The organism is Shewanella pneumatophori (assembly GCF_023283895.1).
Lineage (GTDB): Bacteria > Pseudomonadota > Gammaproteobacteria > Enterobacterales > Shewanellaceae > Shewanella > Shewanella pneumatophori.
The window spans coordinates 163,615-188,003 of the sequence record NZ_JAKILB010000008.1; the positions used below are offsets into that span (position 1 = coordinate 163,615).

The 24,389-nt window shown below is 42.6% G+C and carries 21 protein-coding genes; 9 read left to right on the plus strand and 12 right to left on the minus strand.

Annotated elements, in window-relative coordinates; translation table 11 throughout:
• Window positions 1–52: 52 nt before the first annotated feature.
• Window positions 53–1,381: a motility associated factor glycosyltransferase family protein gene (locus L2740_RS14040; RefSeq protein WP_248950769.1), complete on the plus strand. Its 1,329-nt coding sequence runs from the start codon at window positions 53–55 to the stop codon at window positions 1,379–1,381.
• Window positions 1,381–1,635, plus strand: a complete 255-nt coding sequence (locus L2740_RS14045; protein WP_248950770.1) for a hypothetical protein — start codon at window positions 1,381–1,383, stop codon at window positions 1,633–1,635. Before L2740_RS14040 ends, L2740_RS14045 begins: the two co-directional genes overlap by 1 nt.
• A gap of 144 nt (window positions 1,636–1,779) precedes the next feature.
• Here the strand turns inward: L2740_RS14045 and L2740_RS14050 are convergent, their stop codons facing one another.
• From L2740_RS14050 to pseB, 6 genes are all read right to left on the minus strand, one after another.
• On the minus strand, window positions 1,780–2,409 hold the full coding sequence (locus L2740_RS14050) for a pseudaminic acid biosynthesis-associated methylase (protein ID WP_248950771.1): 630 nt from the start codon (window positions 2,407–2,409) through the stop codon (window positions 1,780–1,782).
• A 91-nt stretch (window positions 2,410–2,500) separates the two neighbouring features.
• A complete protein-coding gene (gene pseI, locus L2740_RS14055; RefSeq protein WP_248950772.1) occupies window positions 2,501–3,553 on the minus strand; it encodes a pseudaminic acid synthase in 1,053 nt (350 codons plus the stop codon).
• A complete protein-coding gene (pseG, locus tag L2740_RS14060) occupies window positions 3,546–5,084 on the minus strand; it encodes a UDP-2,4-diacetamido-2,4,6-trideoxy-beta-L-altropyranose hydrolase (protein ID WP_248950773.1) in 1,539 nt (512 codons plus the stop codon). Before pseG ends, pseI begins: the two co-directional genes overlap by 8 nt.
• On the minus strand, window positions 5,081–5,779 hold the full coding sequence (pseF, locus tag L2740_RS14065) for a pseudaminic acid cytidylyltransferase (protein WP_248950774.1): 699 nt from the start codon (window positions 5,777–5,779) through the stop codon (window positions 5,081–5,083). The genes pseG and pseF overlap by 4 nt, the downstream gene beginning before the upstream one ends.
• On the minus strand, window positions 5,779–6,924 hold the full coding sequence (pseC, locus tag L2740_RS14070; protein WP_248950775.1) for a UDP-4-amino-4,6-dideoxy-N-acetyl-beta-L-altrosamine transaminase: 1,146 nt from the start codon (window positions 6,922–6,924) through the stop codon (window positions 5,779–5,781). Before pseC ends, pseF begins: the two co-directional genes overlap by 1 nt.
• Complete coding sequence (pseB, locus tag L2740_RS14075) at window positions 6,924–7,922, minus strand: UDP-N-acetylglucosamine 4,6-dehydratase (inverting) (protein WP_248950776.1); 999 nt, start codon at window positions 7,920–7,922, stop codon at window positions 6,924–6,926. Before pseB ends, pseC begins: the two co-directional genes overlap by 1 nt.
• Before the next feature lie 692 nt (window positions 7,923–8,614).
• Between pseB and L2740_RS14080 the strand changes: the two genes are divergently transcribed.
• The 3 genes from L2740_RS14080 (at window position 8,615) to L2740_RS14090 (ending at window position 12,280) form a co-directional block, all read left to right on the plus strand.
• The gene (locus L2740_RS14080; protein ID WP_248950777.1) at window positions 8,615–11,086 is read left to right on the plus strand and encodes a 6-hydroxymethylpterin diphosphokinase MptE-like protein; all 2,472 of its coding nucleotides are present in this window, start codon (window positions 8,615–8,617) and stop codon (window positions 11,084–11,086) included.
• Window positions 11,087–11,210: 124 nt separating this feature from the next.
• Window positions 11,211–11,690 (plus strand): DUF2947 domain-containing protein, encoded by a 480-nt coding sequence (locus L2740_RS14085; RefSeq protein ID WP_248950778.1) that lies wholly within the window; start codon window positions 11,211–11,213, stop codon window positions 11,688–11,690.
• A gap of 29 nt (window positions 11,691–11,719) precedes the next feature.
• Complete coding sequence (locus L2740_RS14090; RefSeq protein WP_248950779.1) at window positions 11,720–12,280, plus strand: chalcone isomerase family protein; 561 nt, start codon at window positions 11,720–11,722, stop codon at window positions 12,278–12,280.
• Window positions 12,281–12,299: 19 nt separating this feature from the next.
• On the opposite strand, the gene L2740_RS14095 is transcribed toward L2740_RS14090, so the two are convergent.
• Together L2740_RS14095 and L2740_RS14100 are read right to left on the minus strand one after the other, a co-directional pair.
• Window positions 12,300–13,193, minus strand: a complete 894-nt coding sequence (locus L2740_RS14095; protein ID WP_248950780.1) for a porin family protein — start codon at window positions 13,191–13,193, stop codon at window positions 12,300–12,302.
• Between the two features lie 162 nt (window positions 13,194–13,355).
• Window positions 13,356–13,970 (minus strand): TetR/AcrR family transcriptional regulator, encoded by a 615-nt coding sequence (locus L2740_RS14100; RefSeq protein ID WP_248950781.1) that lies wholly within the window; start codon window positions 13,968–13,970, stop codon window positions 13,356–13,358.
• A 190-nt stretch (window positions 13,971–14,160) separates the two neighbouring features.
• On the opposite strand from L2740_RS14100, the gene L2740_RS14105 reads away from it, so the two are divergent.
• A complete protein-coding gene (locus L2740_RS14105; RefSeq protein ID WP_248950782.1) occupies window positions 14,161–15,273 on the plus strand; it encodes an efflux RND transporter periplasmic adaptor subunit in 1,113 nt (370 codons plus the stop codon).
• 3 nt (window positions 15,274–15,276) lie between these two features.
• A complete protein-coding gene (locus L2740_RS14110; protein WP_248950783.1) occupies window positions 15,277–18,369 on the plus strand; it encodes an efflux RND transporter permease subunit in 3,093 nt (1,030 codons plus the stop codon).
• On the opposite strand, the gene L2740_RS14115 is transcribed toward L2740_RS14110, so the two are convergent.
• Entirely contained in the window at window positions 18,320–18,571 is a 252-nt protein-coding gene (locus L2740_RS14115; RefSeq protein WP_248950784.1) for an HP1242/YdcH family protein, read from the minus strand. The genes L2740_RS14110 and L2740_RS14115 overlap by 50 nt on opposite strands.
• A 203-nt stretch (window positions 18,572–18,774) precedes the next feature.
• On the opposite strand from L2740_RS14115, the gene L2740_RS14120 reads away from it, so the two are divergent.
• Window positions 18,775–20,778, plus strand: a complete 2,004-nt coding sequence (locus tag L2740_RS14120) for a methyl-accepting chemotaxis protein (protein WP_248950785.1) — start codon at window positions 18,775–18,777, stop codon at window positions 20,776–20,778.
• Window positions 20,779–20,943: 165 nt separating this feature from the next.
• Window positions 20,944–21,516, plus strand: coding sequence for a hypothetical protein (locus L2740_RS14125; protein WP_248950786.1), 573 nt, complete (start codon window positions 20,944–20,946; stop codon window positions 21,514–21,516).
• Window positions 21,517–21,590: 74 nt separating this feature from the next.
• On the opposite strand, the gene L2740_RS14130 is transcribed toward L2740_RS14125, so the two are convergent.
• The 3 genes from L2740_RS14130 to cydB all read right to left on the minus strand — a co-directional run bounded on the left by L2740_RS14130 (window position 21,591) and on the right by cydB (window position 24,388).
• A complete protein-coding gene (locus tag L2740_RS14130; protein ID WP_248950787.1) occupies window positions 21,591–22,844 on the minus strand; it encodes a dicarboxylate/amino acid:cation symporter in 1,254 nt (417 codons plus the stop codon).
• A 272-nt stretch (window positions 22,845–23,116) separates the two neighbouring features.
• Window positions 23,117–23,233, minus strand: a complete 117-nt coding sequence (cydX, locus tag L2740_RS14135; RefSeq protein WP_220781134.1) for a cytochrome bd-I oxidase subunit CydX — start codon at window positions 23,231–23,233, stop codon at window positions 23,117–23,119.
• A gap of 15 nt (window positions 23,234–23,248) precedes the next feature.
• Window positions 23,249–24,388 (minus strand): cytochrome d ubiquinol oxidase subunit II, encoded by a 1,140-nt coding sequence (gene cydB / locus L2740_RS14140; RefSeq protein ID WP_248950788.1) that lies wholly within the window; start codon window positions 24,386–24,388, stop codon window positions 23,249–23,251.
• Window position 24,389: the final 1 nt, after the last annotated feature.

A 24,389-nucleotide genomic window follows, 5' to 3' on the forward strand; every position in this document is an offset into this window, starting at 1 on the left:
ACTATGCGTTAGCAGCACTGTTTTCGCTAGCTCAATTTCAAGGATCCTTTAAATGACTGAACTGTTTACAAGCAATTTAAATATTATAAGTCAACGCTGGCCTGCTGTTGCGTCACAGCTAACACTTGCAAAATTTGACCATTTTGATGCCAACCTTGTAACCGGACAGAACCAAACCATCTCGATTGATGGGATCCAGTTAAGTAGCCGCCATAATCGCCTTGCAGAAGCGCAACTCTTTATTGAACAGCTGCCTAAAAACTGTATTGATGTGACAGTTTACGGCGTAGGAATGGGAGATGTTATTTCACTCTTGTGTGATGACTCTATAATTGACGATTCACTGCAAACTCCCGTTAAAATGAAGCTGAAAACTATCACGGTTTGCCCACTTAACTTTTCGCTATTTGCATTATTACTTTGCTATACAGATCAAAGTGAGTGGCTTACTGATCCTAGGGTAAATATTAAAAGTGAATTAATGCAGGATGTGACTGATGGCCCTTATATTGCCATCACGCCAGATCTATTATTGATTGATGATAGTAATGCCTCGTTACGTGATCTTTTGGTTTATGAGAACAACCGTGCTTATGCCAATCAGCGCTCACAAGACAATGAAACGACTTTTCTTGAAAGACTCGCAGCAAATCAATATCTGCTCAAAAGAGACCCTGATGCAGCCATACTTAAGGAGCAGTTTAGCCAATCCACAGCGTATGTAATTGGCACAGGGCCTTCTTTAGAGCAGCACTATCAGTTTTTAGCTAAAGAAAGGCTTAAGCCATTAGGCAAGCGGCCAATATTCATTGCTGTAGACACCGCATTAACGCCGCTTATCAGTAATGGCGTTATCCCTGATATTGTGGTAAGTATCGAGCAAAACATTACTCGCGAGCACTTCCCGCAAACATTAGCTGACGATATCAACTTGGTTTATTTTCCGACCGTACCTACAGATGTGATTGAATGGTGGCCTGGCCCTAAATACAACGCTTATTCACAGCACGTTAAATATGATGCTATCAATAAGCAACTTACTAAGTTAAGGCTATTTTCTAATGGAAGCGTTCTTCATCCAGCTATCGATTTGGCCGTTCATCTGCAAGCATCTGACATCACCCTTTTTGGTAGCGACTTCTGCTACCCGAATAATAAAACCCATGCCCATTGGCAGGACGGCGCCTTAGGGTTAAAGGCTGAGCATGCTAAGCATTGGGTGTTTAACGGCTTAGGGGAAAAAGTGGCGACCGAGCTCAACTTTAGAGGCTATTTAAGAAGTTTAGAGCAGTATATTAGTGCAAAGCCTGATGTTAGTTTTTATCAGTCCAGCTTGTCTAGTGCGCGTATTAAAGGTGCCTGTTTTAAGGAATGCAACTAATGACTCAAATGGTAAATAGCCCTCTTATTCAGCAATTAATAAGCACAGCTCATCAATTAAGGTTAGGTCATGAGGCACAAGGTTCATTACAGTTGACCGAATGCATCGATAAGTTGATTGAGCTGCAACCTTCTTTGACGAATAATCAGCAAATCATGCCCATATTAAGCAGTATGCTTGCCGCGCAAGAAAAGCATGACTGGTTAGGATTAGCGGATGCTTTAGAGTATGAATTACCCTTATTACTTTCATAAGAGCAGCTTACATGAGATCAGCTTTAACAAACGCTGTTTGTTAAACTAAGTTAGCCTGAAGCAAGTGACTTGTTCTTCAGGCTATGCGCTTTAAAAGCGTAATACTTAGTCCTGTTATAGAGCCTGCTGTAATCGCAGGTTCATTTAAGCAGGGATTGATGATTTTTCTAATAAAAACCAAGTTAAATCGTCTTGCGGAAATTGTCTGTCTCTATGGTAACTAAATCCATAATCAACAAGTTTAAGATCGGCATACTTATCTAACATTTCACCGGCAAAGTCTCTCTTGAATAACTTACCACTATGGCCACGGTAAGGTACTTCAACCGGTGACGGATTATAATATTCCACAATACAGATGTAGCGAGCACTCGCATTGTATAACGCGTCATAAACCTCAGCTAAGGCTTCTGGGTTAATGTGAATGAGTACACCTTTAATAAAGGTCATTTCATATTGGCGCTCAGGCGTAAATGTCAGCAAGGAATCATGAATGACGGTTAACTCAGAGATCTGTTTTAGCTGCTCAACCGCAGTGGCATTAATCTCAATAGCTGACAGTTCGCTATTTGGTAGCAATTGCTTAAAAGCTCGAATATTCATGCCTATATTGGCACCAAATTCAATAAGTGAACCGACCTTTTCTGTGCGGCTAAAAATACGCGTGAACAGGGCTAGGTTACTCGCTAATAGCTCTGCCCCCTGATTACGCTTGATGTATTCATTACCAAATTCGCCCGCCCAAAAACTTTCTTGCTCTGTCTTATATGCCATGCTCAACTTACCTATTATATTATCGTCACTCGTAAACCCGCTCACGAGCTGCTAACGGTTATCAATCCCGACCAACTAACTAACTAACTAACTAACTATGGACATGCTCCATTTTCAAAGCTGTCCCCGCAGTTAAATCTTGGCTAAAGCGCGTCCCAATAACGGTTTCTAAATGTTTGGGTGCTAAACCAAAACCTGGACGTATACTTTTCACATTATCTAATGTGACCAACTCTCCGGCCTTAACAGGCTTCACCACATACAGTGACCGCCTGAACTTTACATTCGCTTGTTCAGCGGCGCTGCGGGCATAATTGACCTTACCGAGTGCTGACCAAGCCAACTTACTATCGCGGCAAAGTTGCTCGAGTTCGTTTGGTTCTAACGAGAAACTATCGTCAGGGCCGCCGCCAGTTCTATCGAGTGTGACGTGTTTTTCAATAATACTGGCGCCTAAGCTAGTGGCAGCAATTGCAGTGATATTGCTTAAAGTATGATCTGACAGTCCAGTTACCAGATCAAATCGATCTTTCATATCAACCAGAGTAGCAAGGTTGTAGTCCTCAGCCGCTGCAGGGTAAGCACTAACACAATGTAAAATTGCGAGCTCTTTACAACCTGCACTACGCGCAGCGTCGATGGCTTCTGCAATCTCTTCAGCATTAGCCATGCCTGTTGATATGATAAGTGGCTTACCTGTTGCCCCTGCGTATTTAATTAACGGCAAGTCAATGGCTTCAAACGAGGCTATCTTGTAAGCTGGCGCATTAAGATCTTCTAATAGATCAACAGCGGTTGAATCGAATGGTGAGCTAAATAGAGTAATGCCTAATTGGCGCGCATAATCAAACAAAGGTTTATGCCAATCCCAAGGTGTATGCGCCCACTCATACAACTGATATAAGCTTTGTCCGTGCCAAAGGCCACCTTCAATTTGAAAATCACTATGATCGCAATCTATGGTAATGGTATCAGGTCGATAAGTTTGCATTTTTACCGCATCAGCTCCAGCCTTTTTTGCTGCTGCAATAATATCGAAAGCGGTTTGAATATTACCATTATGGTTAGCTGATAACTCAGCAATAATATAGGGCGCATGTCCGCCACCAATCACTCTGCCATCAATTGAAATTTGATTATTCATTGGTTTCCTTCGCAGGGTACTGTATCCATTGTTCTTCAGTTAACTGCTCGTATCCAGCACCTTTAAATAGTGCTTGCGATGCATAGTTGTCAGTCAACACCGTGGCGTGAATCGTTATCAATTTAAAAGCTTGTCTAATCAACAACAGTGCGGCTTTCGCGATACCTTGACGGTAACAATCTGGTGCAGTCAGGATTGAGATCAAATAATGATTAGGCTCTGCTAGTGGATCTAAGCGTACCATGCCAATGTCACTACTATTACGACGCAACATAAACAGATAACTGTCTGCTTGAGCAATTTTGTTGGCAAACCAAGCACAGTGCTCTTGCCATGTAGGAACTGTACTGTTTAGCGCATAACGTCGCGTTGCTGGGCTTAACTGCCAGTCGTATAAACATTGGCAATCACTATGGCTGGCGCGTTTTAAATAAATCGAATTGTCTTGCAAATCTTGGGCGCTGAATAAGCTTAATGCGACTCGACTTGCCCCGAAACCATCAACAAGCTGACGACTGGTATTAGCCATCTGCTGATAATTGGCATCGCATTTCACTAAAGCCGCCTCAATAGCAGCAGTTGTTAATGATTGTGCATCACCAAGCGATATTGCCACCCCTTGTTCATCTAAGCGTTTTGCTATAGTGCGCTGATTATCGGCTAAGATGATATTTAGCGCAGGTAACGATAACGCGCAGCGCTCCCAAGCGCTTGAACCTGCTGCGCCAATAGCAACATCAGCCTGAGTGATAAAGCGCGCCATGTCAGTAACGGCAACAAACAACTGGCACTGCAATCTTGTCTCACAAATCGCTTTCTTAAGTTTGTCAGCATGGGGGTTATTAGGCCCTATAATGACATTTACTTGGGTACTATCAGCAAGAGCGCTGGCATCTAACAGTCTAAGAACGCGTTCAGTAATATTATCAATGTCAGTGCCGCCTAGACTAAGCAATATCGTTTTAATCCTATGATATTTCAGCCTATTATTTTTAGCTTGTTCCGCATACTCACTAAACTCATCTCTTAGTAAGCAAAACTCTGTTCCGAACAAGCGCTCTGCTGGTAAATTAGTATCACTGCAGTAGTCACTAGCTTGGCGCTCAAAGGTCTGATCAAGTAATCGTTCACAGGCATAAGCACGATCCACAAGATCATCAATGACCATTAACTTATAAGTATTACCAGTTTTGGCCGCCACCGCTTTATGCCAATTAAGATCTAGACTGTAATGATCAACAATCAACCAATCAGCATTTGCCTGAGTCATTATTTGCTCAGTTAGCAAGGCATCTTGCTGCCATGTTCGACCAAGAATCGGGGCGTCAAGTTGCTGCGTTGCAACAACTGGCAAAGTATGTAACACATAGCCCTTTTGAGCGATAAATTGATTTAAATTACCGGCCACTTCGCCCGTAATAAATTCAACCTCACAGCCAAGTTTGCTTAATTGCGCCGCTAACGTAAGGCAGCGATATACATGGCCGCAACCAATCATTAGCGAAGCATCGGTTCGAATGATGATTTTCAAACAGCTAACCTTTGCTGATAAAAACTAAATAAGGCTTCAGCCAACTGCCAGTCTTCAGGGGTATCAATATCAACCACACTGCCCTTTGGCAAAACTAGACCACTAGCCTTTTCACTATATATTGGCTTAGAAGCAAGGTAGGCCGTGACTTTGCCCCAATAAAACTGACCAGTGTCATAATATGCTGCGGTTAAATCTTGGCTGCGAGTATTAAGGTGCTCTGGTGCAAACATCGCCACATTCGTGTTGTCATCGAGGCGAATTGCTCTTTGAATTGGTGCAGGGAATTCACACACAGGAAACAAATAGTCGGCTTGCCTTTGCTGCATTTGCTGCAAACCTTGTTTTAACTGCTTAGCGGTTACAAAAGGGGCTGTAGCATAGATACAACAACAGTTCTGATATTCAGTACCATCAAGCATTAATGCAGTAAGAGCATGCTCTATCACCATTAACGTTGTGGCATAATCGTCAGCTATTTCAGCTGGGCGCATAAAGGGCACTTCGGCGCCATATTGCTTTGCAACCTCTGCAATTTCACTGTCATCTGTAGAAACAATTACTCTCTCAAAACAGCCACTTTGCAGCGCGGCTTCTATTGAGTAAGCAATAATAGGTTTACCGTTAAAATGCTTAATATTTTTGCGGGGAATACGTTTACTGCCGCCCCTAGCAGGAATAATTGCGACATTCATTAAAGTAGCCCTGTTAACGTATCGAGAATATAGCCTTGTTCCTGTTCAGTGAGATCAGGATATAGCGGCAACGTTAAACAGTGTTGATAAAAATATTCAGCCTCTGGGAAATCATGTTCAGCAAAGCCCTTGTTTAAGTAGTAAGGCTGCAAATGCACCGGGAAATAGTGAACATGAACAAAGATATTCGCTGCACGCATAGCATCAAAAACCGCTTTACGGTCAATATGTTCTGGTAATACCACTATCATCAAATGGTAGGCACTATAACTATTATCAAGTGGTACAACACAAGTGATATTTAGCTTCGCAAGCTCAATTAAATAAGCCGCTGCTAGCTTATTTCTTTGCTCAACAAAGCTACTTAAACGTTTAATCTGACTATTACCCAATGCCGCTTGCAGCTCTGTCATGCGATAGTTAAAACCTAACTCATGCTGCTCATAGTACCAATCCCCTTCTTCGGGTCTTAGCATTTTTTCGGGGGTTTTAGTGATTCCATGACTCCGTAAAAGCTGCATAGATTCTGCGAGATCAGGGTTATTAGTTGTTGCGACACCGCCCTCAGCAGTAGTAATTATTTTTACCGGATGGAAACTAAAAATAGTGATATCGCTGTACTTGCAAGCGCCAATTTTGGAATCTAAATAACTGCCACCGATGCCGTGCGAAGCATCTTCAATCACCCTAACCCCATAAGCTTGTGCTAGCTGCCATATCGCCTGCATATCGCAACTATGACCAGCCATATGCACTGGGATCAATACTTTAGGCAGACGGTTTTGTGCTTTAGCTTGCTTAAGTTTGCTCTGTAGCGCCTTGGGGCACATGTTTCCTGTGTGACGATCTACATCGACAAAGTCAATTTTGCCGCCGCAATAAAGCGCGCAATTGGCAGAAGCGACAAATGTAATAGGGCTCGTCCAAACATAATCTCCGTCACCAACCCCCAAAGCGAGACACGCTAGATGCAACATAGAGGTTGCGCTGTTTGCCGCTACCGCATATTTAGCCGATGTAAACTCACAAATTTTTTGTTCAAATAGAGGAACTTGCGGCCCCTGTGTCAAACAATCGGACTGCAGTACAGCCGTTACAGCAGCAATGTCTTCTGCGGAGATATTTTGGCGCCCATAAGGGATCATTAGTCTTTACCTTCATCAAGCAACTTAATTTGCTCTACTGATAAAAAGTCAGGATTGTTGCCTGAGTGATATTCAAAGCCCATTTCAACCGCTTTTCCCTGCTCATTAAGCAAGTTTTTAGAGTAATCCATGTCTTTGCCAAAAAAGATGATGCTTGGTGTGATAACAAAATGATCATCAAACTCAATGGTGTGATGTGAATCGTCACCTGGACACATAATTTCGTGCAGCTTTTCCCCTGGTCTTATGCCGATAATTTCATGCTTTAGACCAGGCCCACAGGCTTCAGCAATATCAGTAACTCTTACTGATGGGATCTTAGGCACAAAAATCTCACCACCTTGCATTCTGGCAAAGTTCTTCAATACAAAGTCAACACCGTCTTGTAAAGATAACCAGAAACGAGTCATTTCAGGATGCGTAATAGGTAATGAAGAGGTGCCTTCACTAATAAGACCTTTAAAGTAAGGCACCACAGAGCCACGAGAACCGACGACATTGCCATATCTGACAGCAGAAAAGCGTGTAACCCCCTCGCCCACCATATTATTGGCTGCAACGAAAAGTTTGTCAGAGGCCAGCTTAGTCGCACCGTATAAATTGATTGGATTGGCCGCTTTATCGGTTGATAATGCAATTACACGCTTAACATTGTTAGCGATGGCTGCTTTGATAACATTCTCAGCACCATAAATATTAGTCTTTATACATTCCATAGGATTGTACTCGGCTGCTGGTACCTGTTTAATGGCGGCGGCATGAATAACATAATCTACATCTTTGAATGCTTGCATCATCCGGTCGCCATCACGCACGTCGCCAAGGAAGTAGCGCATGCATGGTGCATTAAACACTTGCTGCATTTCATACTGCTTTAGCTCATCACGAGATAAGATAATTAATCGCTTTGGTTTATAACGCTCTAGAATCGTTTTGGTATATTTTTGGCCAAAAGACCCGGTGCCACCAGTAATAAGGATCGACTTATTATCAAACATGTTATCTCCAATTTATCACTACAGTGCTCTGAATGAACAATTATAAAGCCAGCTTAAACTTCGAAATTACAGAGCAAAATACATACCAAAAAAGGTTCATAATTAAAATTAGCACTTAGATTATTCTTAATTACGTCTTTAATTTGCTCAAAACCACTCAAAAAATGCTCTACCTTACATAGATAATTAAAATAAAAGCAAAGATTTAGCAGTGTATTTTACCAATAAAGTGACTATATAGAAATATCCCCTCAGCATCGACTCTATTGGTTATGGCTTTGATCGCCCGAATAAAAAAACATCAACTCACTTGTAGTTGAGTGGCTGAATTTTGACGCTCTAAAATCAATTCAATGCTAACGTTAAGTATTAAACACTAAATAACTGTAATCGATTGCCAAGCTAGGCCTAATAAAACTAGCTTTATCCAAGCTCCCTCTTAAACCAACCGGCTTAGGCATCTAAAGTAATGTTTTTACTTATCACTATTTCAAAGCCGATTACTTCAGCTTACACTCCAATTCAATTAATTTAGAGTCTGGTAACTAGTCCTGCATTGGCGCATTTTTTGCTACTCTTTTTCAGCAATCTACTCACCACAATAGATTAGCGCTTAAAACGACAATTCCCTGACGTAGTAAGCAAGGTATACCAAGACATCTAACAACGACTGATAAAGGCATTAATTGGCAATGAACGTATCTGAATCTGTAATTACCAATCAATTCGCAATTAGCACTTTTGGCGAATACTTCTTACCTAGTGTAAATCGAAATACGTTCGAAAAGATTGACTCCAAAACGGCCTTTAAAAAACGATTCAAAGAGACCATTTTTCAAGAAGATAGTTTACATATCATTGTGGGATTAGATTCAGGATTGCTTGCTAACTATGTACTTGAAAGCCCTGTGCCTATGGGAAGTAAATATATCTTTGTCGAGCTTGACCCTGTATTAGCCTTACTCAATGTCGAAATTGATGCAGAAAAACAAAAGCAGATTCAAATCTTAACCTTTGACCAGTTTCAATCCGAAATGGAGTCAGGGGACAACGATCTGTATCTAATAAAAGAGCAATATGTCATTCATCACTCTTTTGCATCGACTATGGGCATCATCGAAGAATATAGCTCGTTAATCAATTTAGTTGATAAGCAACTTTCGTTTAGAGCCGTTGAGCGAAAATCGCATTTTGAACAAAAGATTTTCCTCATCCAGCAACTAAAAAACCTAGCTGAAAATCAATACCCTGCTGCGCTTCTGAACGGAAAATTTACTGGAAAAACTTGTATAATCATTGGTGGTGGCCCTTCACTGGATGAACATTTCGATTGGATAGTCGATAACTACCACCAGCTGTTTGTGATTACTGTCTCTAGAATGGCTTCAAGATTATCTAATGCCGGGATCCCAGCTCATATTATTGTATCAGTTGACCCGCAAGACTTTAGTTTCGAGGTTAATCGCGACATGATGGCGCTTACCCACGAAAGCCTATTTATTAACTCACACCATGTTAATCACAGATTAATCTCGCAGTGGTTAGGTAAATCCCTTTATTTAGGCAGTAAATTACCTTGGGCAGACGAAGACACAAATAATATCCCGACCGTAGGTCCTACCGTTACAAACAGTGCCGTTAGAGTCGCTATAGAATTAGGCTTTAAGGATATTTTACTCACAGGCGCAGACTTTTGTTATTCAAGTGATGGCGTCTCCCACGCTAACGGCGCAGTTGAAGCTAATGCAGGATCAAACAATAGCCGTATCGGTGAATGGGTGGAAACCTATGCAGGCAACATTGCCGAAACCATTGTGCAGCTAATATATGCAGGCCAAGCCCTAACCGAAGATGCATTAAACTATCCGCACGCAAATATAATCAACCTATCTGAAAATGCAGCTAAACTTGACGGCGTACATCATCAAAAAGTCGAGTCAATAAAACTACAATCCGCCGGTATATCCCCTAAACAATTATTAGAGTTAGTGCCCGATGGTGCGACCGAGAAATCAGTGCATCTAAACAAAATGATGACTGAAGTGAATCAAGCTATCCAAGACTTAGAGCAGATAAAAGCGTTAGCAAACAAAGCGATTGAGTTAAATGAACAAGCTCGAGGACTAGAGATTCAATCTAAAAAAAGTCAACTAGTCGTCAGTAAAATCGATAAGATTGAAAGTCAACTTAAAGATAAATACAGTGCACTATCTCAAGTCATTAAGTTCTATGGATATTATGAGTTTTCTAAATTCTTAACCACTCAAGAATCTGAAACTTGGTCAGTAGAACATATGCAAAATATGACTCATCGCTATTATGAAGCCTTTCATACCTTGGCAATTGAATTGCTTGGCTATCTCAATCAAGCTGCTAATAACTTAACTATGAGGCAATGGGAGCTTGCCGAAACTGCACCAATTACACAATTGGTCGACCATTGGCGCGCAAGCGATCAGCCAGGACGAGTGCACAACGTCAGCCAGTTAAGAAGTCAGCTTAACTTGGCTTTTAATACAGACGATGCTTGCCTGCAGCAAATAGCAAATGAATACCAAGTGCAACTAACCTCAATGGAACACCCGTATTTTTCGCTTAAAAAAACCAATATGTCACTGCACAATACCTTTGCAAAAATTATTGATTTATACAAAAGCAAAAATCACACAGGATTGAGTCAGCTAATAAACAGTGTTGAGCCTATGGTTGACGGCGATGGTTTGGCGCAGCGGCTTTACTATTTAGCTCAAAGCTATCTAGCTATTCTGAGTGATGATAATCACGCAGCCTTATCGCACTTACAACAAATCGCGCCAGAAAACCGAACTGAAGTCGAACTAAAACAAATTCTTATCTTAGCGCTTAAAGTGCATAACATTGAGTTGGCAGAGTCAACATTGGAGGCAATCATTCATTACAGCGATGAATACTTGCCGCAATATGCCCATGTACTCACACTGCAAGGTAAGAATCAGCAAGCGCTAAATACTTACTTAGACTACCTAGATAAATACCCAACAGATATTAGTGTACTGTTGAAAATGGGCGTTTTCTTAGCAGAGATGGGACAAATAGAAGGCGCACGTTCTAGCTTTAATCAAGTGCTCACCATTGACCCTGAGAATCTCACCGCAGCAAACTACCTGCTGCAACTGCAAGCCTAAGGCAGTCAAAAATACAGTTAAGCGGCGCGAAGTAAAAAAACTTATTGCGCCGCTGCTATTAAGCTTGCTTGCAGGGTATAATGCCCACGTTTTCCCTTATTAATATCCTTGCAAGAGAGGCGCTGTGGCACATACCTATATTCCATTTGAACAATACAAACGTAAGTGGATCTTTAATCATAAAGACCTTCCTGTGACTGATGAAGATAAAGCGCTGATCTTACCGCTTGATCAAAAATCATCGATGGAAGTTTGGAATAAATGGATTAGCAATAAAAGTAGCCGTACAGAGCAGTTCACTAAAGGTGACTGGGCAGCCAAAGACAGTGCTTGGGTGTTAACTGAACATTGGCAAAGTGCATGGGATAGCGAAGATCCAAAGCTACCAGAAGGTTTTAGCGAACATTTTGACTGGGCTGACGATACCCCGGTGTATTTTTGCTATGAAAAATACCAAGTCATTGAGACTCGTTGGGACGTGTTTGTGCGTAACTGGAAGTGCTTCCTGTTCTTTGACGACGGTCCACTATTGATTTCAGCTAAACAAAAACAAACCGCGCTATTTCACCAAAGCGGTCAGTTCCAATTAGGTACACGCGGCTAAAACTAGCCGCTTATTAAAACGAGATAATAATGAAATACCTTTCTACCCTTCTATTTGCTGGCAGTGTATTACTGTCATCTTCTCTACAAGCTAAAGAAGTGTCTGGCATACAACTTGATGACTCAATCACTGTTGAGGGTCAAACACTGGTCTTAAATGGCGCTGGCGTACGTAGCAAGTTCTTTATCGATTTATATGTTGGTAGTTTATATGTACCAGCTAATCTTAATACCGCTCAAGCAGCGCTTGAGTCACCAAGTGTTGCTGTGCGCTTAAATATCACTTCAGGCATGATCACTGCTGATAAAATGAAAGACGCCATTAATGAAGGCTTCGACGATGCAACTGATGGCAATACCACACAAATTGCTGCAAAAATCGAGCAATTTATGGGATTATTTAGTGCTGAAATCGTTGAAGGTGATCAATTTACACTGCTAGCTGATAAAACAACGGGCGTTACCGCTTATAAAAATGGTCAAGCTCAGGCAACTATTGCAGGCGAAGATTTCCGCCAAGCAGTATTGAAGATTTGGTTAGGCAATGAACCAGCCCAAGATAGCTTAAAAGAAGCTATGTTGGGCCAGTAATTTAATCTTTAGAATTTAGCTAAAATTTAAAGGTGACATCCAGGGCTGCTGCGCCCTGGTTGTCGATATCCTCAGTAGTATCTTGTGGATTAAGCTCCAACTCACCATTAAAGAAATATCCCGCATAAGCATTGACGCTAACCGCTTTAGAAATATCCCAACCTAACCTTACAAAGCTGACCCATTCATCAATCTCTGCGGTTTCTTTTTCATCGGCGATTAAAAACCGATTAGTTCGCTTTGATGTACCAAGGCCAATATTCCAATCAGGATCTAATTGATAACTTAGCTCTAAACCCGCAGGGCCACTAAAGCCTGCAGAAAACGGGTTACCTAGTTTTAAGTTCTCAGTAATTTGCCAGCTCACTGCAATAAAAGGCACAGTCCGAACTTCATCAATATCGTTTAGGTATGCCACACCTAAACCTAATACATTACCGGAATCAAAGCGGTACATACCTGATAACACGGTACCATAACTTTCAGCATTGCTTGCAGAGGCTGTATCGGCATAGGCGTATTGCAGCTTAGGCGCTAGCATAAACATCCAGTTTTTATTGGGCCGATATGACAGGGACAAACTCGCTCGATAACGCTCAATTTTATCCCAGGCTTGAGTGTTACCTTGCAAATTCGGTGAGCGCCAATCGTAATCCAAATTATCGTAACCAACGCCCGCCCCAATAAACCACTTATTACCTAATGGCATACTGGCTTTAAAATCAAACATCCATTGATCACGCTGTAACTCATTATTGCCAACATCGGCAGTGCCGGTAGTCATCCTAGTAGCACTTAAACTAAATGGACTTGGTCGGTATGAAGAGGATTGAGTTTGCTGCTCCGCTAATGCAGCTGGCGACGAAACTAACGTAGATAAGGCTAGCGTACTTATTGCTAGGGACTTTTTCATTTTGCTAACTCCATTAGCTAATTATTATTTCAAAAATGAATGATGTATTTGATATGACTGTACATTACGGCGAGGCGAGGCCAAAGGATCATTTTGTATCTGATTATTGTAGAACACTTTATCGGTTTTATGATTACAGGTTAATAATACCTAAAAATCGAATTAACTAACTTTATAAGCCTTTAAAAACATCTCTACAGTCTCTTTAATGTAGCTTTCGCGCTCAGGTAATAAATCATCAATATTTAAACCTAAATCTAAGCGCATTCTCACCTCACCAAACACCATTAAACACAACCTTACTGCGCAGTGATGTGGATGCTTAAACTGATAAACGCCTAGCTCTGTTACCTTAGCTAAATAATCTGCGAGTAAGCCTAGAATATGCTTTGGCCCTGCATTGTAAAATAGCTCTGAGATCTCAGGGTGAGTATCAGACTGAGATACACATGCCTTAAAAACAGTTACCGCTTCAGGGCTAGTTATCACTTCACCGAAATGTTTAGCAAATAAGCCTAAGCTGACTTCAGGGCTTGTGGGATCAGACAAAAGGTCTTGGTTAACCCCATGCACTAAACATTTAGATTCTATCGATGCGACAAACAAATCATCTTTACAACCAAAGTGCGAATAAACCGTTTGCTTAGACACACCAGCCAATTTTGCCACCTCATCCATACTGGTATTGGAGAACCCATGATCACAAAAAAGCTCTTTTGCAGCCTGTAAGATCTGCGCTCTTTTTTGTTCACTTCGATTCAATAAAGGTGCATTCATATCCAGCAAAACTCCAACCATTAGCCTTAATCACATTCAATTATCTATTTAAGCATAGACTAGACTGCCCAGTCCATTTATTAGTCAAATAGACTAGACAGTCTAGTTCTTAAACACTAGACTAGGCAGTCTAGTTTAACATTTAATCTACCTTATGCACCTCAGTGCATAACAAAATGGGTTGTATGCGATGATAGCGATAAGAGTTCTAACTCATCAAAAGTGGTTAATGGGTTTGGTTGCCGTTTCTTTTCTATCAGCTTGCCAAGACCCGGTGGTAGAGAATAAACCTCAGCCTAGCTACCAGTCGGTAAGCACTGACTCACTAGAATTGACTGATGAATATCAATTTAGTCAAACATTCTCAGGCACTATCCGCTCAGGTAATACCACCGCAATTGGTTTTGAACTGTCCGGAAAAATAAAAGAGCTTGCGGTAGATAGTGGTGACAATGTTAAACAAGGACAACTACTTGCCAAGCTCGACACCCGCTTACTGCTAGCGGAAAAAAATGAATTAAATGCAAGTTTGTCGCAAAATAAAGCCGACTTAGACTTAGCTAAAGCCACATTAGATAGAAGCTTAGGTTTACAGCAGCAAGGCTATGTCTCTGAGCAGCAATTAGATGAACAAAAAGGTCAGCTCAACAGCTTATTGGCCGCCAAAACTCGCCTTAATGCCTCCTTACTCGCTAACCAATTAAAAATCGACAAATCGAGTTTACTCGCACCATTTGATGGCGTGATCAGTAAACGAACTCATAACCTCGGTGAAGTGGTCAACCTCGGTAGCCCGGTTTACACCATCATTGAGCATAATAATATTCAAGCTTACATAGGCGTCCCCGTTACTATCGCTAACAAGTTAACCACGGGCCAAAGCGTAGATATCACCGTTAGAGATCAACAATTTCAAGGTAAAATTGCCGGTATTGGTGCAGAGCTTCACCCCGTCACTCGCACAGTGGATCTGCGCGTAACCTTACCGACCTCGGCCCAGGTCATAAATGGCGAGCTTAGCTATTTAAACTATCAGCAAACGATTGCTAGCCAAGGCTATTGGGTGCCGCTTAGTGCACTTACCGATGGTGTGCGAGGCTTGTGGAATATCTATACCTTAGGCCAAGCCGATGGCGATCTATTTAGCATTGAGCGCCGAGATGTTGAAATCATTTATACCGCGCAAGATAAAGCCTATATCAATGGAGCAATAAGCCCTAACGAGCAATACGTTTCTCAAGGGCTACATAAACTCGTTGCGGGTCAGCTCGTTACCCAACAAGCACAGCTAGCGACGAGGTAAAGTATGGTTAAGTCATTGGTTGAGAATGGCCGCTTAATTAGCTTGGTCATTGCGTTACTGATTGTTGCAGGGTTGGGGGCAATTTCTAGCTTGCCGCGAATGGAAGATCCTGAAATCACCAACCGTTTCGCATCTGTTATTACCCACTATCCCGGTGCCTCAGCTGAGCGAATTGAAGCACTCGTTACTGAAGAGCTTGAGAGCGAATTAAGGCGACTTGAGGAACTCAAGTTAGTGCAATCAACCTCACGTCCCGGGATCTCGGTTATTCAACTTGAGCTCAAAGATGACGTATTAGAAACGGCCCCTGTCTGGTCTAGAGCTCGTGACTTAATAGCCGACGCTAAGGGTAAACTGCCCACATCAGCGCAAAACTCAACTTTAGATGATCAGCTCGGTTACGCCAACACCGCTATTTTAGGCATAGCATGGCGAGGTGGCGGTGAAGTGCGCACAGATATGCTTAACCGTTACGCTAAAGAGCTACAAAGTCGATTACGACTATTAGGTGGCACTGATTTTGTTAACCTTTACGGCCAACCTAATGAAGAGATCTTAGTCCAGCTAGATGGCCACAAAGTCAATCAATTGGGTTTATCTCCAGCCGCTATTGCACAAATTCTACAAGATGCCGACACCAAAGTGTCTGCAGGTGAAATCAATAACCAACACTTTAAAGCTCTAGTTGAAGTCTCTGGTGAACTAGATTCTATCGCTCGCGTCGCCCAAGTGCCGTTAAAAGTCACCAACGATGGTCAAATTATTCGCTTAGCCGATATTGCGAGTATTAGCCGTCAGCCCAAAGAGCCCGCCAGCAGTATTGCGTTAATTGAACAGCAACAAGGGGTAATGGTCGCGGCAAGAATGCTAAGCAATACCCGCGTCGACTTATGGCTTGAACAAGTAAGAGCGGTAGTTAATGACTTACAAAGCAGTATTCCAGCCAATATTGAAATTGAATGGCTATTCGACCAAGAAGGTTACACCACAGAAAGGCTAAGCGATTTAATTGGCAGCCTGCTCCTCGGTTTTATCATTATCCTTGTGGTGTTGATGCTGACTTTAGGCCTGAGAAACGCCGTAATCGTGTCACTATCTTTGCCTCTTACCGCCCTCTTTACCTTAGCTTGCATGAAGTTTATTGGCCTACCGATTCATCAAATGTCGGTAACTGGCCTTGTGGTTGCCCTTGGTATTATGGTCGATAACGCCATTGTGATTGTCGATGCGATCTCTCAGCGCCGCCAACAAGGTATGGATAGACTCAATGCGGTTAAACAGACTTTACAGCACTTATGGTTGCCACTCGCAGGGTCTACAATTACCACCATGCTGGCATTTGCGCCAATTGTGCTGATGCCCGGCGCAGCAGGTGAGTTTGTTGGCGGCATTGCAATCTCAGTGATTTTTGCTCTGCTTGGTTCATTTATTATCTCTCACACTATTATTGCCGGTCTTGCCGGCCGCTTTGGTGTTGATGGCAAAGGCACCCATTGGTATCACCATGGCATAAACCTTCCGTTTATGAGCCTAGCGTTTCGCCAAATGTTAACCTTAGCGCTATCACGGCCGTTACTTGCGGCTATCATCATTGGTGTGCTGCCAGTTATGGGCTTTGTTGCCGCAGGAAAAATGACCGAGCAATTCTTCCCGCCATCAGATAGGGATATGTTTCAAATAGAGGTGTATTTAGCACCGCAAGCAAGCATTAGCCAAACTCGCAGCCAAATAGAAAAGATAGATCTCGACCTAAGACAAACTCAAGGCGTACAACGCATTGATTGGGTTGTGGGCGGTAATGCGCCCTCTTTCTATTACAACTTATTGCAGCGCCAACAAGGTGCAAGTAATTACGCGCAAGCTATGGTCAAGACCCAAGACTTTGCTACTGCTAATCGCTTAATTCCGGCGTTACAAAAGTCATTAGATAAAGCCTACCCACAAGCGCAAATTATTGTGCGTAAGCTTGAGCAAGGCCCACCTTTTAATGCGCCTGTTGAAGTAAGAATTTTTGGGCCGAATCTTGATCAATTGCAAACGCTGGGTGAGCAAGTGCGCAAAGTGTTGTCAGACACTGCAGATGTCATCCACACCCGCGCCACATTAAGCGCCGGCGCGCCAAAAGTGTGGCTACAGATCAATGAAGATGCCAGCTTAATGAGCGGCCTATCGTTAACCGATATTGCCAAACAAGTTGAAATGGCGACAACGGGGATCAATGGCGGCAGCATATTAGAACAAACCGAGTCGTTGCCAGTAAGAGTGCGCTTAACCGACAGTATGCGTGAGCAGCAAACTAAGTTGTCGTCTATTACCTTAGTCTCTGAAAGTGGTAACGGCATTCCTCTATCTGCAATATCAACCAGCAATATTGAAGTCAGTCGCGGAGCGATCCCAAGACGAGATGGTCAGCGGGTGAATACCGTTGAAGCTTATTTAACCTCAGGAGTATTGCCACAAACCGTGGTCGATAATGCCACTGCAGCGCTGGAGAGCATTGCACTGCCGAGTGGTTACCGTATCGAGCTAGGTGGTGAAAGTGCCAAGCGTAATGAAGCGGTAGGCAACTTAATGTCGAATCTAGTGCTAGTCGTCACTTTACTGCTCGCTACCGTAGTCTTGTCTTTTAACTCTTTTAGACTCACTGGCATCATTTTATTCAGCGCCATGCAATCAGCAGGTTTAGGTTTACTGGCGGTTTATACATTCGATTATCCCTTTGGCTTTACGGTAATTATTGGCTTGCTTGGCCTAATGGGACTTGCGATTAATGCAGCGATTGTGATTATTGCCGAACTTGAACAGCAAGCCGATACTCGAGCGGGGAATACCGGGTTAATTGTTGATTTAGTAACAAGTTGTGGGCGGCATATTGGCTCAACAACTATTACCACTATCGGTGGTTTCTTGCCATTAATTATTGCTGGCGGCGGGTTTTGGCCACCTTTTGCCATTGCGATTGCTGGCGGCACACTGTTAACTACCTTACTGTCATTAGTCTGGGTGCCGACTATGTATCACTTGATCATGGGGCCTAGAACAAAGGCTAACTCAGTTTTGAGTGAGCCACTAATAATCGGTAAAGCTGATCTTTAAGATTAGCTCGCTCAGCTTTAAGTTGATTAAAGTAAGCATCACTACTTGGGACTTGATTTTGTTCGAGGCCACGAATTTGATGATCGAGTTTATGATAACGCTTTGCTAGCAAGCAAAATGTCTTATTAGTGGATTTAAGCTCGATAATGGCAGATAGATACTCCGGAAACTCATGGGTCAATAAGTGATTTTCGCCCAACATATGCCTTCTCCTTTTTGCTTTAGGCCATTATCACCATTCTACCTTATCTCGACTAAAATTATGTCATCAATCACAGTTTAAAAGTTAAGCAATATACGGCGGTAAGGATTTCTTTAGAAAGCGAACACTTATAGACCTACATCAATTCTTTTATTCTGTAAATCAATTAGATTGGACTCACCGCAAAAAGAATTGAACTCGATATGAACTATAAAAATTGGCCGATTGCAAAGCAAATTGGCATGCTTGCCCTCCTCCTTACCGTACTCATTTTTGGCTTCCTAGGTTGTGTCTCTTATTTAACAGCATCAGATGTGCTGCGTGATAAAGGCATTAGCGCTATGCAGGCGCAAACTAGCGCTACTGCAGATTTAATTGAGTTACAGTACGAAAGCTTAGTCTCACTTGCAGAGCGCAACGCAGATGTATTTCGCTCTATGTATCCTGGTAATTTCTACAAGCCAGATAAAACAGTCAAAGTCATGGGGAAAACAACTCCAGCCCTAAGACATGAACGTGAACAAATCAACGCCTCTAAAAGTAAAGTAGACAGATATTCAAAACTGACTGGCGGTAACGCAACCGTATTCGTGCGCGATGGCGATGAATTCATCCGCATTTCAACATCATTAAAAAATGCCGATGGTAAACGCGCATTAGGCTCTTATCTAGATAAAGACCACCCCGCTTATAATGTCATGCTGCAAGGCAAAGATTTTGAAGGCTATGCCCAGCTTTTCGGCAAAGATTACATGACGATTTACCGCCCAATCAAAAACAGCAACGGTGAAGTCATTGGTATTTTATACACTGGTTTTGATATTAGTGGCTCCTTGGTGCAACTCAGAAAATCGATCAATAAGCTACAGCTAGAAGAATCAGGTTCTTATCTATTAGTCCGCCAATTAGACTCATCAATTGTTGCCCATCATCAACACGCCGTTGGCAGTAAACTCAGTGCAGACAACCTCGATGGACTAACAATTGAGCAAGCAATGACTCATCAAGGCTCTTGGGAATACACCAACAATCAGGGCGTAAAAGCCTATGCTTACACTATTGAGATCCCAGGTTGGAACTGGTCTTTAATTGGTCAAGTTGATGCTAAAGAGCTAAATGAAGAAAGTATCTCGTTATTGAAAATCAATATGGCAGTGTCGGTAATTGGTATGATTGTAATTACTATATTACTTTCGCAAGTGTTGGTAAGGGCATTAAAACCACTTGGCACACTACAAACACAATTAGAAAAGTTAGGTGCAGGTGATCTTTCGCAGCATTTTGCAGCCACCAGCACAAACAGCAAAAATGAAGTAGACCTAATAACTAACAGCACATCAAAAATGGCTACCAACCTGCGCGATCTTATATTAGCGCTACAGCAATCGGTTACAGCACTGCAAGCTCACTCGAATCAAACACAAGAAACCGCGCGTTTAAATGGTGAAGAAGCACAATCGTTAATGGCACAAACAGATCAAATTGCTACAGCGATAGAAGAGATGTCAGCCTCAGTGCGCGACGTGGCTAACCACGCCAATGAAGGTGCAAGCATGAGCCTGCGTGTAGATAATGCGGCTAAAGGCGGCCAAGCCAACTTAAGTAGCCTAGTTAGCGGCCTGCAAGATTTAAGCACTCAGTTGTCTGAAAGCCACAGCAGCGTTGAAGTGGTCAATCAAAATAGCCAAGCTATTAGTCAAGTTACTGAAGTGATTAATAGCATTGCCGAGCAAACAAATCTGTTAGCGCTTAATGCTGCCATTGAGGCCGCAAGAGCAGGTGAACAAGGTCGCGGTTTTGCTGTTGTAGCTGATGAAGTTCGCACCCTAGCCCAGCGCACTCAAACCTCTATTGCGGAGATCTCAGACACTATTACCCAGCTGCAATCTCAAGTTAAACTTACCGCCGGACAGATGAATCACAGCAATGAACTTGGCGACGCGTCAGCAGCCCAAGGCAATGAGGCTATTTCACAGTTAATGGAGATTAATAACAGCATTGCCGAGCTCGCCACCACGGCAAGTAGTATTGCTAGCGCCACCGAGCAACAAAGCGCTGTGGCTGAAGAGATCACCCGTAACCTGCATCAGATAACTGAACTTGCAAGAGATGGCGAGCAGCGCGCAGGTGAAAGCGTCGACTCAGCTGAGAGCTTAGCAACTATTGCAAAAGAGATTAACACTAAGATCAGTGTGTTTAAGGCATAATATTAAATAACTGCATGTGCAAAGCTGCTGGCTAAAATAAAAGGCTGAAGGCAAGGGCAAAGCAACAGTTCGCTGTTGCTTTTTTATTGTTGATTTTGAGCAGATTTGTCATTACCGTCCTGCCCTATTCCATTATTCGCTTTTTAAGTTCAAAGAGAGAAAAGTATGTTTGCTAAACTATTAATAGTGTCGTTTATGCTATTTATGGCTGGTTGTGCCACCCCACAAAATAACACGGTTGAAGGTAAGAAATTATTAATTATCGCAGGTGAAGGCTTAAACACCACCTATGAAAATAGCCCAGCCGCTAACAGCTTTCTATTTGAGGTTGGTAAAACGTTTGCCACAGATCTGGGCCTACAACTTGAAGAACTTGGCTTTGACTCTTTCCTGTTTGTCAGCAAAGACTCAGCAACCTATAAACAAGAATATCAGCGCGCTGTTAATCGTTTAATGGCTGATGAAACCATTGATGGCGTTGCAGAAATAAAAGTGCTGCACACTAAAAATGAAAGCACTAATGAAATTGCACTTTACGCTAGCTACTTTACAACTGATTTGATGGTTAAAGGCTGCGATCTACGCACCTCTAAGAACTGTTACAAAGTCAAAGAGCTAGATAAAATTGGTGATAAAACTTACCAAATTGTCGACCAAAAAACAGAGCAATTTAATACCACGCCAGTATCTGAAATGGTCATGGATACTGCGCTATTTATCTATCGCGCCGAGCTGTAACAGCAAATAGTTAAAGCTAACCGTTACCAATGAAGTAGCGGTTAGTTTAACTGGTGACTAACGCAGCTATCTAATTAACTACGCTGCCACTTATCGATAACCAATGCAGCAATAATATCTCCCTCAACATTTACTGCAGTGCGGAAGGTATCGAGCGGCCTTTCGATAATCAATAAGATCGCAATAGCCTCAAGCGGAATACCTGCTGCAAGTAGTACTAGCTGCATCCCAGACATTGAGCCAGATGGCATCCCCGGCGCACCGATTGAAGATACCATTGCCATCACGAAAATCATGATTAAGCCGGTTGTCGTTAAGTCCACACCAAATAGCTGCGCCAAGAAAATAGCCGCCACACCTTCAAATAACGCAGTACCGTCCATATTCATCACAGAACCAAGTGGCAATACCACACTACTGGTTGCAGGTGTAACACCTAGCTCTTCTGCGCTTTTCATCGATAACGGCAAGGTTGCAGCACTTGAAGAGGTCGCAAAAGCCATAGCGAGTGGTGCGCTAATCCCCTTAAACAAGGTGCGTATTTTTATACCTGTAAGTATTTTTGCCAAGCTCGGTAGTACTACCAAACCATGCAGCATGGTTAAACCAAACACTAATAGGGCAAACATCGCCAACTGACTAAATAGAGTTTCACTACCGCCAATCGAAAACTCGAGAATAATCGCGAAAATAGCCAACGGCGACAGACGAATAATGCCGCCAACTAAGGTGTTAATGCCTTTATTCATGCCGCGAATAACTTCAAATAACACATGCTCTTGTGGCAAGGCGATAAGCAAAGAAATACCTATCATGAATGAGAACACCACCACTGCTAGCAAGTTACCATTGGCTATTGCGGCCACAGGGTTTACCAGTGCCATCTGTAGCATTTTGGTCGCTATCGCGCCGCCACTTGCGGCTTCTGCTTCAATCAAGTTGGTGCCAGCTGCCAAAGGAACTGCTTGAGTCAGGGGCTGCCATGCAGGCATTAACAAAGACGCACCTAAACCAAGGCTTACCGCAATCGTAGTGGTGAACACATAAAAGCCCAGTGTGCGTCTACCGAGTGTTTTCAATTTGGTAATAGCGCCAATATTACTTATGCCCTCAACCAAAGAGAGCATCACCATAATGCCGACAACCATTTTCAGTAAACCGATATAAACCGTTTTACCTAGCATCAAGAATTGATACCAGCTTTGCTGACTTATGTTATTTACTTCACTCGGAGCACTAAACTCAGTGATCCCAGTTGCCAACAACCAAGCAGCGAACGCAGCCAATACCAACTGCAGCGGCAAAGAACCACGAATTTTATTCCACATAATCATGTCCCAAACAATCAGCAAAGCGGCTAAATAAGCTAGCACTCAGCTATAAATAGGTTAAGCAGTAATAACGGCTAGTAGCAGTTAGTAAAAACTGTGACTCACCAGCTTAAATTGATAAAGCCTCGAATTATAGCCGTAATTTGAGAGATGATAATTAGCGCTTGCTGCAATTAACTATTACCAGTAGGTAATAATTGTGAAAAGTCTATAAACAAAAAGCCCCGCTATTGCGGGGCTTTACTTAACCATTTAACGATTGCGGAAGATTAATCTTCGCTCTCAGCATCACGGTCCATGTTCTCAGTATTTTCAAGCCAAAGCGCGTTGATAATACCAAATGAACAGGCTAACAATACGCCTAAAATCCAAGCAAAATACCACATAATCTAGGCTCCTTATTAGTAAAGTGAGGTCTTGTTCTTTTCGATGAAGTCACGAGTTAAGCGACCAAACATCTTCAAGTAAGTCCAAACGGTATAGCTAAGTACAATCGGTACAAAGATGATTGCAGCCCAAGTCATTACAGTCAATGACATCTCACTTGCAGTCGAATCCCACATAGTCAAACTTACGTTTGGCTCTAGTGAAGATGGCATAACGAATGGGAACATAGCTGCACCACACGTTAAGATCACTGCCGCAATACCTAATGAGCTAAAGAAGAACGCAAAACCAGAACGGTTCATGCGGCTACATAGCAATACTAGGATAGGCATAAGTAAACCAATTACTGGGAATGCCATAGTCAATGGGTACTTATCGTAGTTCACCAACCAAGCACCAGCTTCAACAGAAACGGTTTTCAGCGTTGGGTCAGAAACACCGTATGTGTCGATAGCTGAAGTTACTACATAACCGTCAATACCGTTAACTAACCATACACCGGCTGCGCCAAAGAATACGAACAGCGCTACAGATAGCAACTGTGACATCTTAGCAGCACGAACACGTAGTTCGCCTTCTGTCTTCATTTGTAACCAAGTAGAACCTTGAAGCATAAACATGCTCACGCTCACTAGGCCAGCTAGAATACCAAAGCCATTAAGTAGACCGAAGAAACCGCCGTGGTAAGTAGCACGTAGGTATTCGTCAAAGTTAAACGGAACACCTTGTAGCAAGTTACCAAACGCAACACCGATAATTAGCGGCGGAACAAAACCACCAGCAAACAGTGCCCAGTCCCAAGACTTACGCCATCTTGGATCTTCAATCTTAGAGCGGTAGTCAAAACCGACTGGACGCATAAACAATGCAAACAACGTCAGCATCATTGCCACGTAGAAACCAGAGAAAGACACACCATAGACCATAGGCCAAGCGGCGAACAATGCACCACCAGCGGTGATTAACCAAACTTGGTTACCATCCCAGTGCGGTGCAATAGAGTTAATCATAATACGGCGGTCAGTGTCGTCTTTACCGATAATCGGTAATAAGGCACCAACACCCATATCAAAGCCATCTGTGACAGCGAATCCGATGAAAAGCACACCAATCAGTGCCCACCAGATGAATCTTAACATTTCATAATCAAACATA

Coding starts and splice junctions, on each gene's coding strand:
- L2740_RS14040 (WP_248950769.1), top strand. CDS start 53: ATGACTGAACTGTTTACAAGCAATTTAAATATTATAAGTCAACGCTGG.
- L2740_RS14045 (WP_248950770.1), top strand. CDS start 1,381: ATGACTCAAATGGTAAATAGCCCTCTTATTCAGCAATTAATAAGCACA.
- L2740_RS14050 (WP_248950771.1), bottom strand. CDS start 2,409: ATGGCATATAAGACAGAGCAAGAAAGTTTTTGGGCGGGCGAATTTGGT.
- pseI (WP_248950772.1), bottom strand. CDS start 3,553: ATGAATAATCAAATTTCAATTGATGGCAGAGTGATTGGTGGCGGACAT.
- pseF (WP_248950774.1), bottom strand. CDS start 5,779: ATGAATGTCGCAATTATTCCTGCTAGGGGCGGCAGTAAACGTATTCCC.
- pseC (WP_248950775.1), bottom strand. CDS start 6,924: ATGATCCCTTATGGGCGCCAAAATATCTCCGCAGAAGACATTGCTGCT.
- pseB (WP_248950776.1), bottom strand. CDS start 7,922: ATGTTTGATAATAAGTCGATCCTTATTACTGGTGGCACCGGGTCTTTT.
- L2740_RS14080 (WP_248950777.1), top strand. CDS start 8,615: ATGAACGTATCTGAATCTGTAATTACCAATCAATTCGCAATTAGCACT.
- L2740_RS14090 (WP_248950779.1), top strand. CDS start 11,720: ATGAAATACCTTTCTACCCTTCTATTTGCTGGCAGTGTATTACTGTCA.
- L2740_RS14095 (WP_248950780.1), bottom strand. CDS start 13,193: ATGAAAAAGTCCCTAGCAATAAGTACGCTAGCCTTATCTACGTTAGTT.
- L2740_RS14100 (WP_248950781.1), bottom strand. CDS start 13,970: ATGAATGCACCTTTATTGAATCGAAGTGAACAAAAAAGAGCGCAGATC.
- L2740_RS14105 (WP_248950782.1), top strand. CDS start 14,161: ATGATAGCGATAAGAGTTCTAACTCATCAAAAGTGGTTAATGGGTTTG.
- L2740_RS14110 (WP_248950783.1), top strand. CDS start 15,277: ATGGTTAAGTCATTGGTTGAGAATGGCCGCTTAATTAGCTTGGTCATT.
- L2740_RS14115 (WP_248950784.1), bottom strand. CDS start 18,571: ATGTTGGGCGAAAATCACTTATTGACCCATGAGTTTCCGGAGTATCTA.
- L2740_RS14120 (WP_248950785.1), top strand. CDS start 18,775: ATGAACTATAAAAATTGGCCGATTGCAAAGCAAATTGGCATGCTTGCC.
- L2740_RS14125 (WP_248950786.1), top strand. CDS start 20,944: ATGTTTGCTAAACTATTAATAGTGTCGTTTATGCTATTTATGGCTGGT.
- L2740_RS14130 (WP_248950787.1), bottom strand. CDS start 22,844: ATGTGGAATAAAATTCGTGGTTCTTTGCCGCTGCAGTTGGTATTGGCT.
- cydX (WP_220781134.1), bottom strand. CDS start 23,233: ATGTGGTATTTTGCTTGGATTTTAGGCGTATTGTTAGCCTGTTCATTT.
- cydB (WP_248950788.1), bottom strand. CDS start 24,388: ATGTTTGATTATGAAATGTTAAGATTCATCTGGTGGGCACTGATTGGT.